We start from the raw sequence: 16666 nt of genomic DNA, 5'->3' as shown, positions 1-16666 counted from the left end.
CCTGATAATTATAGTACAAAGGTAGATTTGAAGCTTTTCTTAAAACATGATATTTGTCATATTTCAAACTTTTATTAGAGATTTATTTACTTTTTTTTCAAATAAATAGCTCTTCTTTTTTTAAAACTTGTAACTATTTCAATTTTATTTATTTTTGGAAGTGCTTAATTAAAATAAGCTATGAATTAAATATTTATTATAAATGAAATGTATTTCATGTAATAATGTACACGAGGAAAATTATTGCCCTCATTGTGGAGAAAAGAAAAATGTAAAAAGGATTACATTTCCTTCTATGTTCCAATATACTTTATCCTCTATTATAGGTATGGATAAAGGCTTTTTATTTAATGTAAAATCGCTCTTTACAAACCCCAAAAAAATAATCACAAATTATATTCTTGGAAAAAGAAAAAATATTTTAAATCCCATCTCCTTTTTAATTTTTTCTATAACTATATATTTAATCATTGAAGCTTTACTGAAAGTACCTATTAAAAAAAGTCCTATTACAAATGTTGATAAGGAAGGGCTTCAAAAAATAGGTTATTTTGGAGGGAAATTTATTAGAATATATTTTAAATATTTTTGGATTTTTGCTCTAATTCCTTTGAGTTTTCTAACCAGAATTCTCTTTAAAAAATATAATTACTCTGAGCATCTAGCTATCAACTCCTTTATTCTAGGTCAAGTAACATTAATAGGAATATTAACTCATTTCTTTTTTAGAATGCCTATTATTATTCTAGACCCATTTATATACGTTGCTTTAATACTTTATATTTATATTGTCTTTAAAAATAAAAATGATAAAATGGAAGCTGCCATTTTATCATTTCTCACCATTTTTCTATTTATTCTTATGATGATAGGTCTTATTTTTACACTAGGTTATTTCAGTTAAATAGTCATAGAAAACAGTTTCGCTCTTGGTTGTTTTTTGTGTAATTTTTTATCAAATGCCATACAAATATTTCGTACATATGGCCTTGCTTCTTCAGGAACTGTTAGTTTTTTATTCTCTATAAAAACTAGCTTATCTTCAATCATTTCATCCAGTTTATTTAAATGCTCATTTATGTTTTCTATTTGTAAATTTTCTTCTTCCCATGAAGTAGAAAAATGGCACATAATATTTAAAATATGTTTTCTTATTACTAAATCTTCTTTAGATAAAATGTGTCCTCGAAAAACTGGAATCTCCCCTTCATTTACGACATTTTGATATTCCTTTACCGTTTTTACATTTTGGGCAAAACCATACCATGAATCTGAAATTGCCGACATTCCTAATCCAATCATTAATTGAGTTTTGTTAGCGGTATATCCCATAAAATTTCTATGCAATGTTTTCTCTTCTGTTGCTTTATACAAACTATCGGTTCGTAATGCAAAATGATCCATTCCTATTTCTATATAGCCCATCTCTGCAAATAACTCCTTCCCTATTTCATATAACTCTCGCTTTTCCTCATTCTTTGGCAAATCTTGTTCATTAAAACCTCTTTGACCCACTCCTTTTACCCAAGGTACATGTGCATAACTATAAAACGAGATTCTATCTGGTTGTAATTCTTTTGTTTTATTAATAGTGTGAATTACATTTTCTTTTGTTTGAAATGGAAGTCCAAAAACTAAATCGTGGCTAATTGATGTATATCCTATTTCTTTTGCTAATCGATGTGCTCTTTCTACATTTTCAAAAGGTTGAACTCTATGAATTGCTTCTTGAACTTTTAAATTATAATCCTGTACCCCAAAACTTACTCTGGTAAAACCTACATCGTATAAAGTTTGTAACTGTTCTTTGGTTGTATTGTTCGGGTGTCCTTCAAAACTAAACTCGTGATTAGGATGTTTTTTTGCTTTTAAAAAGATTCCATCAATTAACTTTTTTAATTGTTCTTTCGAAAAAAACGTTGGTGTACCTCCTCCTAAATGAACTTCTTTTACTAGTGGAACTTCATCAACTAAATCAACATATAAATTCCATTCTTTTAATACGGTTTCTATATATGGTTCTTCAACTTCATGGCGTTTTGTTATATGTTTATGACATGCACAAAACGTACACAAACTTTCACAGAATGGTAAATGAATGTATAAACTAATTCCTTCTGTTGAATTACTTTCTATAAACGATTTCTTAAAAGTTTCGATCCATTTTTCTTTTGAAAAAGTATTTTCATCCCAATAAGGTACAGTTGGATAACTTGTATATCTTGGACCTGGTATATTATATTTTTGAATTAGTGAGTTTTTCATTATAAAGTTCCTAATGCGATTTCTATCATTTCTTTAAACGTTTGCTCTCTTTCATCAGCTGTGGTTCTTTCTCCTGTAACCAGACTATCAGATATGGTTAATATTGACAATGCATTGACTTTGTGTTTAGCTGCCACTGTATACAAACCATTTGTTTCCATTTCTACACATAAAACACCGTAGTCTGCCCACTTTTTATAGCTTTCAAATTCATCTGCATAAAACTCATCTGAACTTAAAATATTTCCTGCTTTTATAGCAATTCCTTTTTCATTAGCTGTATTTAATGCTTTTTGAAATAATTCAAAACTAGCAGTTGGGGCATAATCAGCACCATTAAATCGAATAGTATTTAATCCAGAATTGGTTGATGCTGCCATTGCTATTACAATATCTCTAATACCTACTTCTTTTTGATACGAACCTGCCGAACCTACGCGGATTAAATTCTTCACACCATATTCGGTAATCAATTCATGAGCATAGATTAATGTACTTGGTATTCCCATTCCTGTTCCTTGTACCGAAACTCTCTTTCCTTTATACTCTCCAGTGTATCCTAGCATTCCTCTTACATCATTATAACAAACAGGATTTTCTAAAAATGTTTCAGCAATCCATTTAGCTCTCATTGGATCTCCTGGTAATAATACCGTTTCTGCTACTTCTCCCTTTACGGCCGCTATATGTACACTCATCTTAATATTTGTTTTTGTCTGAAATTCCTGTTGTTACTAAAGAAACTCCTGATGATGTTCCTAAACGAGTTACCCCCATTTCAATATACTCAACTGCAGTAGCTGCATCTCTTACTCCACCTGCTGCTTTTATTTGAGCCTTATCTCCAACTACTTCTTTCATTATTTTAACATCTTCAAAGGTTGCTCCTCCTGTTCCAAAACCTGTTGATGTTTTAATAAAATCTGCTCCTGCATTTACCGCTAATTGCGAGGCAATTTTTATTTGTTCTTTTGTTAGGTAACAATTTTCAAATATTACCTTCAAAATATTTTTTCCTATTGCTTCTTTTATCAATCTAATTTCATTCTCTACATATTCATTTTCTCCATCTATTAATTTTCCTATATTGATAACCATATCTATTTCTGAAGCTCCTTTTTCAATACATTTTTTTGCTTCAAAAATTTTAGATTCTGTATCCATAGCTCCTAATGGGAAACCTATTACTGCTGCTATTTTTATAGCAGAATCTTTCAATTCTTCTTTTGCTAAAGTTACATATGAACCATTTACACAAACTGCACAAAAATCATATTCTTTGGCTTCCTCACATAGCTTTACAATATCTTCTTTTGTTGCTACTGCTTTTAATAATGTGTGATCTATATATTTATTTATTTGCATAATATTTTATTTTTATTCTTGTTATCTTCCTTAAAACATACAAAGATAACTGTACTCTTTTTTCTTTCTTTGAATTTTAAAACTTCTCAAAAGCCTTATTTAATTTTCTTTCCTATTAAATTTGTTGCCACTGTTGTAAACACTACGATACTAATAGAACTTAAAGGCATTAAAATTGCAGCTATTACTGGTTTTAATTGTCCTGTAGTTGCAAAATACAATCCGATAACGTTGTATAATAAAGACAATAAAAAACTATATTTTATAATTTGAATTGCTTTTTTAGATACCTTAATATAATTTGCTATTTGATTAAACTTTGAAGCATCTAAAATTGCATCACAAGCAGGAGAAAATACATTGATATTTTCTGACAATGCTATACCAACATTACTTTGTGCCAATGCTCCAGCATCATTTAATCCATCACCAATCATAATTACACTTTTATCTTTTTGTTGTAATTTTTCTACATAAGACAATTTATCTTCTGGCTTCTGATTGAATAAAAATGTAGTATTCTCTGGTAAAATAGTTTGCAAATACTTTTTTTCTCCTTCATTATCTCCAGAAACAACCGCTAATTCATAATTCGATTTTAATTCTGAGAATAAATTATTCACTCCTTTTCTATATGCATTCTTAAAAACATACTTTCCTTTATAAGCATCGTTTATACTAATATGTACTGAAGTATCTAAATTTATCTGCTCTTCTATATTATTCACAAAAGATGATGAACCTACTTTTATTTTTATTTGTTTATAATTAGCTTCAATCCCCTTTCCGGTATGCTCTTTAAAATTTTCTATCGTTATTGTTTCTTCTATTAATGAATCATATAACATTCTACTTAAAGGATGATTTGAAGCTCTAAGTGTACTTTTTAATACTGTTTTTTCTAACTCCTCTAAACCTGTTCCTTGATACTCAATTTTATTTTCTTTGTTTGTAGTAAGAGTACCTGTTTTATCAAAAATTACTGAATCGGTTGCGGCTAATTGCTCCAATACAGTAGCATTTTTTATGTAAAACTTTTTCTTACCTAAAATACGTAGCATATTTCCTAGGGTAAATGGAGCTGCTAATGCTATAGCACAAGGACAAGCTATAATTAATACTGCTGTAAATACATTTAATGCCTTAGATGCATCATAAAACCACCAGAAACCAGTTGCTATGATAGCTATAATTAAAATTGTAATAGTAAAATGTTGACTTATCTTATCTGTAAGTGTTTTAAATGATGAGTTTTTATCTTTTTGAAATACATCATTACTCCACAACTGTGTTAAATAACTTTGTGAAACTGAAGCTAAAACCTCCATTTCAATAATACCTGATAACTGTTTTCCTCCTGCAAATAATTTATCTCCTGATTTTTTTGAAACTGGAATTGCTTCTCCTGTAACAAAACTATAATCTATCTCTGCTTCACCATTTATTAAAATTCCATCAACTGGGATTAACTCCTGATTTCTTATTAATAATCTATCTCCTTTTTTTACATCATATATTTGTGCATTTTCCTCTTTTCCTTCTGAAGTAAGCCTAGTAACTGCAATTGGAAAATAAGACTTATAATCGCGTTCAAATGATAGAAAGTTATATGTTTTTTGTTGAAAGAACTTTCCTAACAATAGGAAAAATACCAAACCAGTAAGAGAATCAAAAAAACCAGTTCCTAAATCAAAAATAATTTCAACAGAACTTCTAATAAATAAAACAGAAACTCCCAAAGCAATAGGAACATCTATGTTTAGAATTTTAGAACGTAATCCTTTATATGCTGAAATAAAATAATCTTGTGCGGCATAAAAAACTACTGGTAATGAAAAGAAAAACATTAACCAACGGAAAACTCCTTTGTATTGTTCTAACCAAAACTCTGATACTTCAAAATACTCTGGAAATGAAAGAAACATTACATTTCCAAAGGCAAATCCAGCTATTCCTAATTTATAAATTAAGCTTCTATCAACCTTTTTCTTTCCTACTTCGTAATCTTCCAAAGAAATATATGGTTCATATCCTATGGAACTCAATAATAAAACAACCTCTTGTAATGAAATCTCGTCTAAATTATACGTAATTCGTACCGTTTTCTTTGGAAAGTTAACCTGCGAGTTTATTATACTCTTTTGAAGTTTATGCAAGTTTTCTAATACCCAAATACATGAACTACAATGTATATGCGGAATATATAAATTAACTACTTGAGTATTTCCATCGTTAAACTCTAATAATTTATTTACAATAGATTCATTTTCAAGAAAATCATATTTCCCTTGAATCTCTTCAGGAATTGCTCCTGGATTGTTCTGAAAATCGTAATAACAAGTTAAATCATTTTCTGAAAAAATTTCAAATACTGTCTTACATCCATTACAACAAAAGAACTTTTCTTCTACTCTAATTTTATCAGTATCGCACTCGTTACCACAATGAAAACATATCTTGCTTTCCATATTTACTCATTTGCCTGATACAAAGGTCGTTTTTTATGCAAGTAATAAACATGATATTTATCAGTTTTCGTTATCTTTGAAGTATGCTACAAAACTCAGAAACTCACACTAAATGTGAACAGTGTATTATTAGGCAATTCAACTCATTAAAGTCCTTAACAAAAAGTGAATTGATTAGGATTTCTGGGTGTAAAACGTCTAAAACAATCAAAAAAGGTGAGCCTCTTTTTCAAGAAGGCGAGCATATAAACGGTATTTTTTGTATTAAAGACGGCCTCTGTAAGGTTTCTAAAATGAGTGATAATGGTAGAGATCAAATCATTCACTTAATCAGAAAAGGTGATATTATAGGTGAACGTAGTTTAATTAATGATGAAGTTTCTAATCTAAAAGCAGTAGCCGTTAATGATATGGAAGTTTGTTTTATCCCTAAAGAAGAAATAATAAAGGATTTACAGAATAATTCTAACTTCTCTATGGATATGCTTAAAAAAATGGCTTCTTCTCTTAAAAATGCAGATAACGTTATTGTTGACATGGCTCAAAAAACCGTAAAACAACGTTTGGCAGATACTCTTATTTTTTTAGATAGTGAATTTGAAAAAAATGAAGATGGTTCTATAGGTATACTTTTAACTAGAGAAGATATTGCTAATATTATAGGAACCGCTACAGAAAGTGCCATTCGTTTACTTTCTGACTTTAAAAAGAAAAAACTAATTAATTTAAAAGGTAAACAAATCTTTGTTTTAAATATTCCTGGACTTCAACAAATTTCCCAAGGATTTTAAACAATTATCATATAAAAACAAAAAATCGTCTTAATTAAGACGATTTTTTGTTTTATGCTTCTCCTGTAGTTCCTCCAAAATTCATTGGAATAGGAACTTGCTCATAATCTTTTATTTCACCATGTGCTTGTTCAAACTTTCGAACATTTTCTGCTAATGCTTTAGATAATCTTTTAGCATGTTGTGGGGTTAAAATTATTCTTGATTTTACTTTAGCCTTAGGTACACCTGGCATTATATTAATAAAATCAACTATAAATTCAGATACTGAATGGTTAATTATAGCCAAATTACTATAAGTTCCTTCAGCAATATCTTGATCTAGTTCTATATTTAATTGTGGTTCTTTATGATCTTCCATATTAAAATTTAAAAAAAAGACCTCTAAATTTTTAGAGGTCTTTGTATTGAAATTTATAAACTTTTTTCAATTTCATCTTTAGGCCCTACGATTTGACTATCGTAAGATCTCATTCCTGTACCTGCTGGAATTCTCTTACCAACAATTACATTTTCTTTTAATCCTTCTAATGTATCAACTTTACCGTTTACTGCAGCTTCGTTTAATACTTTAGTAGTCTCCTGGAACGACGCAGCTGAAATAAATGACTTAGTTTGTAACGAAGCTCTTGTAATACCTTGCAATACTTGCTCTGCAGTTGCTGGCTGTGCTTCTCTTGCTACTACTAATTCTTTATCTGCTCTACGCAATAATGAATTTTCATCTCTTAATTGACGAGCTGAAACTATTTGTCCTGGTTTTAAGTTCTCAGAATCTCCTGCATCCTCAACAACTTTCATTCCGTAAATAGCATCGTTTTCTTTGATAAAGTCGTTTTTGTGAATTAATTGATTTTCTAAGAATAAAGTATCTCCTGAATCAATAACTCTAACTTTACGCATCATTTGACGTACTACTACCTCGAAGTGTTTGTCGTTAATTTTTACCCCTTGTAAACGATATACTTCTTGAATTTCGTTTACTAAGTATTCTTGTACAGCAGAAGGTCCTTTGATATTTAAGATATCTATTGGAGTAATAGCTCCATCAGATAAAGGCATACCTGCTTTAATGAAATCGTTCTCTTGAACTAAAATTTGGTTTGATAACTTCACTAAGTATTTAGTAATCTCTCCTGTTTTAGATTCAATAATAATCTCACGATTACCACGCTTAATTTTACCGAAAGATACAACTCCATCAATTTGAGCAACTACTGCTGGGTTCGATGGATTACGTGCTTCGAATAACTCTGTTACACGTGGTAAACCTCCTGTAATATCCCCTGCTTTACCAGACTTACGTGGAATCTTAACTAATGTATGACCTGATTCTACTTTATCACCATCATTTACCATTAAGTGTGCACCTACTGGTAAACTGTACGAACGTAAAGCATTACCATCTGCATCTTCAATAATTAATGAAGCAATAATTTTCTTATTTTTAGAATCAATCATTACTTTTTCTTGGAAACCTGTTTGCTCATCAATTTCAACAGTATAGTTAATACCTTGTTCTAAATTGTCAAACTTAACTTTTCCGTTGAATTCTGAAACAATAACTCCATTAAATGGATCCCATTGACAAACTGCATCTCCTTTTTTGATTGATTTAAGATCCTTATCAAATATGATTGAACCATAAGGAATGATATTAGTACTTAATACTATGTCAGTTTTCTTATCAATGATTTTAATTTCAGCTGTACGAGAGATTACGATATCTACTTCTTTACCTTCGTTATCTTTACCTTTAACTGTACGTAAATCTTCTATCTTAACATTTCCATCAAACTTAGCTATTAACTTGTTCTCTTCTGAAATGTTTCCTGCTACCCCTCCAACGTGGAATGTACGTAACGTTAACTGGGTACCTGGCTCTCCAATTGACTGTGCTGCAATTACACCTACTGCTTCTCCTCTTTGTACTTTCTTTCCTGTAGATAAAGATTGTCCGTAACATTTTTCGCAAATACCTCTTTCAGATTCACAAGTTAATGCAGAACGTACTTCTACTTTGTCTACTCCAGAAGCTTCAATTTTTTCAGCTATAATTGGTGTAATTAACTCTCCTGATTCAATTAATAATTCATCAGTTTTTGGAGCATATACATTGTGTAATGATGTACGACCAGAAATTCTTTCGCTTAAAGGCTCAACGATTTCATCGTTTTTCTTTAATGGAGTAATTTCTAATCCTCTTAATGTACCACAATCTACTTCATTTACAATAACATCCTGAGATACATCTACTAAACGACGTGTTAAGTATCCTGCATCGGCTGTTTTTAATGCGGTATCGGCAAGTCCTTTACGAGCACCGTGCGTTGAGATAAAGTATTCTAAAATCGATAATCCTTCCTTAAAGTTAGATAAAATCGGGTTTTCAATAATTTCTCCACCACTTGCTGTAGATTTCTTAGGTTTTGCCATTAATCCACGCATACCTGTTAACTGACGAATCTGCTCTTTCGATCCACGTGCTCCAGAATCTAACATCATAAATACTGAGTTAAACCCTTGTTGGTCTTCACGTAAACGCTTCATAGATAATTCAGTTAATCTATTGTTTGTAGATCCCCAAACATCAATTACCTGGTTATAACGCTCTTTTTGCGTTAACATACCCATGTTATAGTTCATGATTATACCATCTACCTCTTTGTTTGCTTCAGCAATCATAGAGTGCTTCTCTTCTGGTATAATGATATCTCCTAATGAGAATGATAAACCACCTTCGAAGGCGTATTTATATCCCATGTTTTTAATCTCATCTAAGAATTTTCCAACTGCAGGAATATCAGTAACTTTTAAAATACCACTAATTACTCCTCTTAATGATTTTTTAGTTAAAACTTCATTAATATACCCTGCTGCTTCTGGTACAACTTCATTAAATAAAACTCTACCAACAGTTGTTTGTATGATTTTAACAACTGGTTCTCCATCCTCTACATCATTAGTACGAACTTTGATTCCAGCATTTAAGTCTACTCTTTCTTCGTTTAAGGCAATAATTACCTCTTCTGGAGAATAGAAAGTTAATCCTTCACCTTTAATAGGTACTTCTGGAGTTGACTTTCTTTCTTTAGTCATATAGTATAATCCTAATACCATATCCTGAGACGGTACAGTAATAGGTGCACCATTTGCAGGGTTTAAGATATTATGAGATCCTAACATTAATAACTGAGCTTCTAAAATAGCCTCTGGTCCTAATGGTAAGTGAACCGCCATCTGATCCCCATCAAAATCGGCATTGAAGGCAGAACAAGCAAGTGGATGTAAACGTATTGCCTTTCCTTCAATTAATTTTGGTTGGAATGCTTGAATACCTAAACGGTGTAACGTTGGAGCACGGTTTAATAAAACTGGGTGTCCTTTAATTACGTTTTCTAAGATATCCCAAACAACTGGTTCTTTTCTATCTATAATTTTCTTTGCAGATTTTACAGTTTTTACAATACCTCTTTCGATTAACTTACGAATAACGAAAGGCTTGTATAATTCTGCTGCCATATCTTTTGGCAATCCACATTCAAATAATCTTAACTCTGGTCCAACAACAATTACAGAACGTGCAGAATAATCAACACGCTTACCTAATAAGTTTTGACGGAAACGTCCTTGCTTACCTTTTAAACTATCAGATAATGATTTTAATGGACGGTTAGATTCTGTTTTTACTGCAGATGATTTACGTGTGTTATCAAATAATGAATCTACTGATTCTTGTAACATACGTTTCTCATTACGTAAAATAACTTCAGGAGCTTTAATTTCCATTAAACGCTTTAAACGGTTGTTACGGATAATAACACGACGGTATAAATCATTTAAATCTGAAGTAGCGAAACGACCTCCATCTAATGGTACTAATGGACGTAACTCTGGCGGTATAACTGGAACCGCTTTCATAATCATCCACTCTGGGTTGTTTTCTCTATTCTTTTGAGAATCTCTAAATGCTTCAACAACATTTAAACGCTTTAATGCTTCGTTCTTACGTTGCTTAGAAGTTTCAGTATTTGCTTTATGACGTAATTCAAATGATAACGTATCTAAATCGATTCTTTCTAATAAATCAATTAAACATTCAGCACCCATTTTAGCGATAAACTTGTTTGGATCTGAATCATCTAAATACATATTCTCTTGTGGAAGTGTATCTAAAATATCTAAATACTCTTCTTCCGTTAAGAAGTCCATTTTTTGTAATGGTTCTCCTTCTGCATTTTTAGCTTCTCCTGGTTGAATTACTACGTAACGCTCGTAGTAAATAATCATATCTAACTTTTTAGATGGTAACCCTAAAAGGTATCCCATTTTGTTAGGTAATGATCTAAAGTACCAAATATGAGCAACTGGTACTACTAAATTAATGTGACCTACTCTATCTCTACGTACTTTTTTCTCAGTAACTTCAACACCACAACGATCACAAACGATTCCTTTATATCGGATTCGCTTATATTTTCCACACGCACACTCATAATCCTTTACAGGACCAAAAATACGCTCACAAAATAAACCATCTCTTTCTGGTTTGTGTGTACGGTAGTTAATAGTTTCTGGTTTTAAAACCTCACCTCTTGATGCCTCTAAAATAGATTCAGGTGATGCTAAACCAATTGAAATTTTGTTAAACTTTTTAACAGTGTATTTTTCGTTCTTTCTTGCCATAATAACTAATGGATTCGAATTAAAAATTTGCCTCTTTAAGACGTATATTTAAAATGATTTATCATTAGATAGAAAACATTCTACCTAATGATATTTCACTGTTTATTATTCCTCTAATTTAACGTCTAATCCTAAACCTTTCAGTTCGTGCATTAATACATTAAATGATTCTGGTAATCCTGGTTCTGGCATAGATTCACCCTTAACAATACTTTCGTATGTTTTAGCTCTACCTAATACGTCATCCGATTTTACAGTTAAGATTTCTCTTAAGATACTTGATGCACCATATGCTTCAAGTGCCCAAACCTCCATCTCTCCGAAACGTTGACCTCCAAATTGTGCCTTACCTCCTAATGGTTGTTGTGTAATTAATGAGTAAGGTCCAATAGAACGCGCGTGCATCTTATCTTCAATCATGTGACCTAACTTAATCATATAAATTATCCCCACTGTTGCTGGCTGATCGAAACGTTTTCCTGTACCTCCATCATATAAGTATGTATGTCCGTAACGAGGAATACCTGCTTGATCTGTTAAATCATTAATCTCGTTAATATTTGCACCATCAAAAATTGGTGTTGCATATTTTTGACCTAATTTTTCTCCAGCCCAACCAAGAACTGTTTCATAAATCTGACCAATATTCATACGAGATGGTACCCCTAATGGATTTAATACTATATCTACTGGTGTTCCGTCTTCTAAGAAAGGCATGTCTTCTTGACGTACAATACGTGCTACAATACCTTTATTTCCGTGACGTCCTGCCATCTTATCTCCTACTTTTAATTTACGTTTTTTAGCTACGTAAATTTTTGCAAGCTTTAAGATTCCTGCTGGTAACTCGTCTCCTACAGAAATTGTAAATTTCTCACGACGTAAAACTCCTTGTAAATCGTTTACTTTAATCTTATAGTTGTGTACTAATTCTACAACTAACTTGTTTAAGTCTTTATCTGTAGTCCAAGTACCGTGTAAATGTGTAAAATCTTCTACTGAATTTAACATTTTTTGAGTAAACTTCTTACCTTTTGGTAATACTTCTTCTCCTAAATCGTTAAATACACCTTGTGAAGTTTTACCAGTAATTAAAGCAAATAACTTCTCTACTAACCTATCTTTTAATCCTTCAAACTTAGATACATAAGATGCTTCTAAAGTTGCAATAGCCTCTTTATCTCTAGCACGCTTATTCTTATCTTTTACTGCACGTTTGAATAATTTTTTATTAATTACTACTCCTCTTAATGAAGGTGAAGCTTTTAATGATGCATCTTTTACATCTCCTGCTTTATCTCCAAAAATAGCACGTAATAACTTCTCTTCTGGTGTTGGATCAGATTCTCCTTTTGGTGTAATCTTACCAATTAAGATATCACCTGGGTTAACTTCTGCTCCAATACGAATCATTCCATTTTCATCTAAGTCTTTAGTAGCCTCTTCTGAAACATTTGGAATATCGTTTGTTAATTCTTCTGCTCCTAACTTAGTATCACGAACATCTAATGAATATTCATCAATATGTATAGAAGTAAAGATATCTTCACGAACAACTTTTTCTGAAATCACAATCGCATCCTCAAAGTTATACCCTTTCCAAGGCATGAAGGCTACTTTCATGTTTCTTCCTAAAGCTAATTCTCCTTTTTGTGTTGCATAACCTTCACAAAGTACTTGTCCTTCTTCAACTCTATCTCCAACTTTTACAATTGGTTTTAAGTTAATGTTAGTACCTTGGTTAGTTTTTCTAAACTTAATTAAGTTATAAGTGATTTCATCTGAATCGAAGCTTACCATTTGCTCTTCTTCAGTTCTATCATACTTAATAGTTATTTTATTTGCATCAACATACTCAACAACTCCAGCTCCTTCTGCATTGATTAAGATACGAGAATCTTTTGCTACTCGACGCTCTAATCCTGTACCTACAATTGGAGATTCTGGACGTAATAATGGAACTGCTTGACGCATCATGTTCGATCCCATTAACGCACGGTTGGCATCATCATGCTCTAAGAAAGGAATTAACGATGCTGATATAGATGCAATTTGATTTGGTGCAACATCCATATAGTCTACTTCATTTGGAGTAACTACTGGGAAATCTCCACCTTCACGTGAAATTACTTTATCTTCAACAAAATCTCCTTGCTCATCAATTTTTAAGTTAGATTGAGCAAACTTCATTCCTTCTTCTTCTTCAGCACTTAAGTAAACATGCTCTTGCTTTAAATCTATGTTTCCATCAACTACCTTTTTATAAGGTGTTTCGATAAAACCAAGGTTATTAACTTTTGCAAATACTGCTAAAGATGAAATTAATCCAATATTCGGTCCTTCAGGAGTTTCAATTGGACATAAACGACCATAGTGTGTATAGTGAACATCACGAACCTCGAATCCTGCTCTTTCTCTAGATAAACCTCCAGGTCCTAAAGCTGATAAACGACGTTTGTGAGTAATCTCTGCTAATGGATTTGTTTGATCCATAAACTGAGATAATTGGTTGGTACCAAAGAATGAATTAATTACTGAAGATAATGTCTTCGCATTAATTAAGTCAATTGGAGTAAATACCTCGTTATCACGTACGTTCATTCTTTCACGAATTGTACGAGCCATACGAGCTAAACCAACTCCGAACTGTCCAGCTAATTGCTCTCCTACAGTTCTTACACGACGGTTTGATAAGTGATCAATATCATCTACTTCTGCTTTTGAGTTAATTAACTCAATTAAGTATTTGATAATTGTAATAATATCGTTTTTAGTTAATACCTTTTGATCTATATCTTCATTAAGACCTAATTTGGTATTCATTCTAAAACGTCCTACTTCTCCTAAACTATAACGTTGCTCTGAGAAGAATAATTTTTCAATAATTCCTCTTGCTGTTTCCTCATCTGGCGGTTCAGCATTACGTAATTGTCTATATACATGCTCTACTGCCTCTTTCTCTGAGTTTGTAGGATCTTTTTGTAATGTATTATGAATGATTGCATAATCTGCCATGTCATTATCTACCTTATGTAATAAGATAGTTTTTGCACCTGCATCGATTATTTCATCAATGTGTTCTTTCTCTATAATTGTATCACGGTCGAAAACAATTTCGTTACGTTCAATAGATACTACTTCTCCTGTATCTTCGTCTACGAAATCCTCATGCCAAGTTTTTAATACTCTTGCTGCTAATTTACGCCCTAATACTTTCTTTAATCCTGCTTTAGAAACTTTTACTTCTTCCGCTAAATCAAAGATTTCTAATATATCTTTATCTCTTTCAAAACCTATGGCTCTGAATAACGTTGTTACTGGTAATTTTTTCTTTCTATCAATATAAGCATACATTACTTGATTGATATCTGTTGCAAATTCTATCCAAGATCCTTTAAAAGGAATAACTCTTGCTGAGTATAACTTGGTTCCGTTTGCGTGGAAAGATTGTCCGAAGAACACCCCTGGTGAACGGTGTAATTGAGACACTACAACTCTTTCTGCTCCATTAATAATGAAAGTTCCAGAATTAGTCATATAAGGAATAGTACCTAAATATACATCTTGAACTATCGTTTCGAAATCTTCGTGTTCAGGATCGGTACAATAAAGCTTTAACCTTGCTTTTAAAGGTACACTATGTGTTAAACCTCTTTCGATACATTCTTGGATGCTATATCTTGGAGGATCTACAAAGTAGTCTAAAAATTCTAATACAAATTGATTACGAGTGTCTGTAATCGGAAAGTTATCCATAAAGGTTTTGTATAAACCTTCTTCACCTCGCTCATCGGCTTTGGTTTGCAATTGGAAAAAGTCTTGGAAAGACTTCACCTGAATATCTAGAAAATCTGGATAATCAGTTCCTAACTGCGATGATGCAAAGTTAATTCTTTCAGTAGTGTTTATCGTTGCCAAAAGAGATGCTATTTTTAAATTAAAAATATTATTTTTTGAAACTTATCTGTTTCAATAATGCAATTTTAATTGCTTTTGATGGTTAAAAACCAACACTTTATAGTCGTAAAATCACAATTTCAAATTGTGATAAATAAAGAACGAATATATACACAAAATGGTTTAGGACTAAAAACATGCGTTTCTAGTACCTAAACCTTAATTGTTTTTTCCCGTTTTAATTCGGGAGTATAGCTTACTTAAGCTCTACCTCAGCTCCTGCTTCTTCTAAAGACTTCTTAAGACCTTCTGCCTCATCTTTAGATACTGCTTCTTTGATTGGTGCTGGAGCGCTATCAACGATTGCTTTAGCATCTTTTAATCCTAATCCAGTTAATTCTTTAACTAACTTTACAACTGCTAATTTAGAACCTCCTGCTGCTTTTAAGATCACATCGAATTCAGTTTTTTCCTCTGCTGCATCACCTCCTGCTGCTGGACCTGCTACTGCTACTGCTGCTGCTGCTGGCTCAATACCATACTCTTCTTTTAAGATAGTAGCTAAATCATTAACTTCTTTTACTGTTAAGTTAACTAATTGTTCTGCGAAATCTTTTAAATCTGCCATTTTAATTGTTTTTTGAAATTTTATTTATTTTAGTTTATTAGTGCGCGTAATTATTTTTCAGATAACGTTGTAAGAATACCTGAAAGTTTGTTTCCACCTGATTGTAAAGCTGAAACAACATTTTTAGCTGGAGATTGTAATAATCCAATGATATCTCCAATAAGCTCTTCTCTAGATTTGATGTTAACAAGAGCATCTAATTGGTCATCTCCAATGTAAACTGCCTCTTCAACAAAAGCTCCTTTTAATAAAGGCTTATCTGATTTTTTTCTGAACTCTTTTATAACTTTTGCTGGTGCATTTGCAGCTTCAGCAATCATTATAGAAGTATTACCTTTTAAAACACTTTGTAAGTCTCCAAAATCTTTATCTGAAGCTTCCATTGCTTTAGCAAGCATTGTGTTTTTTACAACAGCCAATTTAACGTTAGCCTTAAAACAAGCTCTACGTAAGTTAGATGTAGTTACTGCATCTAATCCAGAAATATCTGCTAAATAGATAGTACCAGTATCTCCTAATTGTGCTGTTAAATCTTCTATTACTTGTAATTTGTCTTCTCTAGTCAT

Annotated in this window: 11 protein-coding genes; 2 read left to right on the top strand and 9 right to left on the bottom strand. The window is 31.8% G+C overall.

Going from position 1 to position 16666, the window contains the following annotated elements:
• Positions 1–295 precede the first annotated feature (295 nt).
• Positions 296–904, top strand: coding sequence for a DUF3667 domain-containing protein (locus tag F7018_RS13420; RefSeq protein ID WP_175578736.1), 609 nt, complete (start codon positions 296–298; stop codon positions 902–904).
• Here F7018_RS13420 and hemN read toward each other — a convergent pair.
• The 4 genes from hemN to F7018_RS13400 all read right to left on the bottom strand — a co-directional run bounded on the left by hemN (position 901) and on the right by F7018_RS13400 (position 6098).
• Positions 901–2265 (bottom strand): oxygen-independent coproporphyrinogen III oxidase, encoded by a 1365-nt coding sequence (hemN, locus tag F7018_RS13415; RefSeq protein ID WP_150900603.1) that lies wholly within the window; start codon positions 2263–2265, stop codon positions 901–903. The genes F7018_RS13420 and hemN overlap by 4 nt on opposite strands.
• Positions 2265–2963: a purine-nucleoside phosphorylase gene (gene deoD / locus F7018_RS13410; protein WP_150900602.1), complete on the bottom strand. Its 699-nt coding sequence runs from the start codon at positions 2961–2963 to the stop codon at positions 2265–2267. The genes hemN and deoD overlap by 1 nt, the downstream gene beginning before the upstream one ends.
• Position 2964: 1 nt before the next feature.
• Positions 2965–3630 carry a deoxyribose-phosphate aldolase gene (gene deoC / locus F7018_RS13405; RefSeq protein WP_150900601.1) on the bottom strand — a complete coding sequence of 222 codons (666 nt, stop codon included), beginning with the start codon at positions 3628–3630 and terminating at the stop codon, positions 2965–2967.
• A gap of 95 nt (positions 3631–3725) precedes the next feature.
• Positions 3726–6098 carry a heavy metal translocating P-type ATPase gene (locus tag F7018_RS13400; RefSeq protein ID WP_150900600.1) on the bottom strand — a complete coding sequence of 791 codons (2373 nt, stop codon included), beginning with the start codon at positions 6096–6098 and terminating at the stop codon, positions 3726–3728.
• A gap of 170 nt (positions 6099–6268) precedes the next feature.
• On the opposite strand from F7018_RS13400, the gene F7018_RS13395 reads away from it, so the two are divergent.
• The gene (locus F7018_RS13395) at positions 6269–6889 is read left to right on the top strand and encodes a Crp/Fnr family transcriptional regulator (protein WP_317132390.1); all 621 of its coding nucleotides are present in this window, start codon (positions 6269–6271) and stop codon (positions 6887–6889) included.
• A gap of 52 nt (positions 6890–6941) precedes the next feature.
• Here the strand turns inward: F7018_RS13395 and F7018_RS13390 are convergent, their stop codons facing one another.
• From F7018_RS13390 to rplJ, 5 genes are all read right to left on the bottom strand, one after another.
• Positions 6942–7250 (bottom strand): DUF3467 domain-containing protein, encoded by a 309-nt coding sequence (locus F7018_RS13390; protein WP_150900598.1) that lies wholly within the window; start codon positions 7248–7250, stop codon positions 6942–6944.
• 53 nt (positions 7251–7303) lie between these two features.
• The gene (gene rpoC, locus F7018_RS13385; protein ID WP_150900597.1) at positions 7304–11575 is read right to left on the bottom strand and encodes a DNA-directed RNA polymerase subunit beta'; all 4272 of its coding nucleotides are present in this window, start codon (positions 11573–11575) and stop codon (positions 7304–7306) included.
• A 105-nt stretch (positions 11576–11680) separates the two neighbouring features.
• Positions 11681–15493 carry a DNA-directed RNA polymerase subunit beta gene (gene rpoB / locus F7018_RS13380; RefSeq protein WP_150900596.1) on the bottom strand — a complete coding sequence of 1271 codons (3813 nt, stop codon included), beginning with the start codon at positions 15491–15493 and terminating at the stop codon, positions 11681–11683.
• 235 nt (positions 15494–15728) lie between these two features.
• Positions 15729–16100, bottom strand: a complete 372-nt coding sequence (gene rplL / locus F7018_RS13375) for a 50S ribosomal protein L7/L12 (protein WP_150900595.1) — start codon at positions 16098–16100, stop codon at positions 15729–15731.
• A gap of 50 nt (positions 16101–16150) precedes the next feature.
• Positions 16151–16666: a 50S ribosomal protein L10 gene (gene rplJ / locus F7018_RS13370; RefSeq protein ID WP_150900593.1), complete on the bottom strand. Its 516-nt coding sequence runs from the start codon at positions 16664–16666 to the stop codon at positions 16151–16153.

It is taken from the genome of Tenacibaculum aiptasiae, from assembly GCF_008806755.1.
GTDB lineage: Bacteria > Bacteroidota > Bacteroidia > Flavobacteriales > Flavobacteriaceae > Polaribacter > Polaribacter aiptasiae.
This window is presented reverse-complemented; position numbering and strand designations above follow the sequence as displayed.

Bases quoted from the DNA above. Each gene is read 5' to 3' on its own strand.
- F7018_RS13420 (WP_175578736.1), top strand. From the start codon at position 296: ATGTTCCAATATACTTTATCCTCTATTATAGGTATGGATAAAGGCTTT.
- hemN (WP_150900603.1), bottom strand. From the start codon at position 2,265: ATGAAAAACTCACTAATTCAAAAATATAATATACCAGGTCCAAGATAT.
- deoD (WP_150900602.1), bottom strand. From the start codon at position 2,963: ATGAGTGTACATATAGCGGCCGTAAAGGGAGAAGTAGCAGAAACGGTA.
- deoC (WP_150900601.1), bottom strand. From the start codon at position 3,630: ATGCAAATAAATAAATATATAGATCACACATTATTAAAAGCAGTAGCA.
- F7018_RS13400 (WP_150900600.1), bottom strand. From the start codon at position 6,098: ATGGAAAGCAAGATATGTTTTCATTGTGGTAACGAGTGCGATACTGAT.
- F7018_RS13390 (WP_150900598.1), bottom strand. From the start codon at position 7,250: ATGGAAGATCATAAAGAACCACAATTAAATATAGAACTAGATCAAGAT.
- rpoC (WP_150900597.1), bottom strand. From the start codon at position 11,575: ATGGCAAGAAAGAACGAAAAATACACTGTTAAAAAGTTTAACAAAATT.
- rplL (WP_150900595.1), bottom strand. From the start codon at position 16,100: ATGGCAGATTTAAAAGATTTCGCAGAACAATTAGTTAACTTAACAGTA.
- rplJ (WP_150900593.1), bottom strand. From the start codon at position 16,666: ATGACTAGAGAAGACAAATTACAAGTAATAGAAGATTTAACAGCACAA.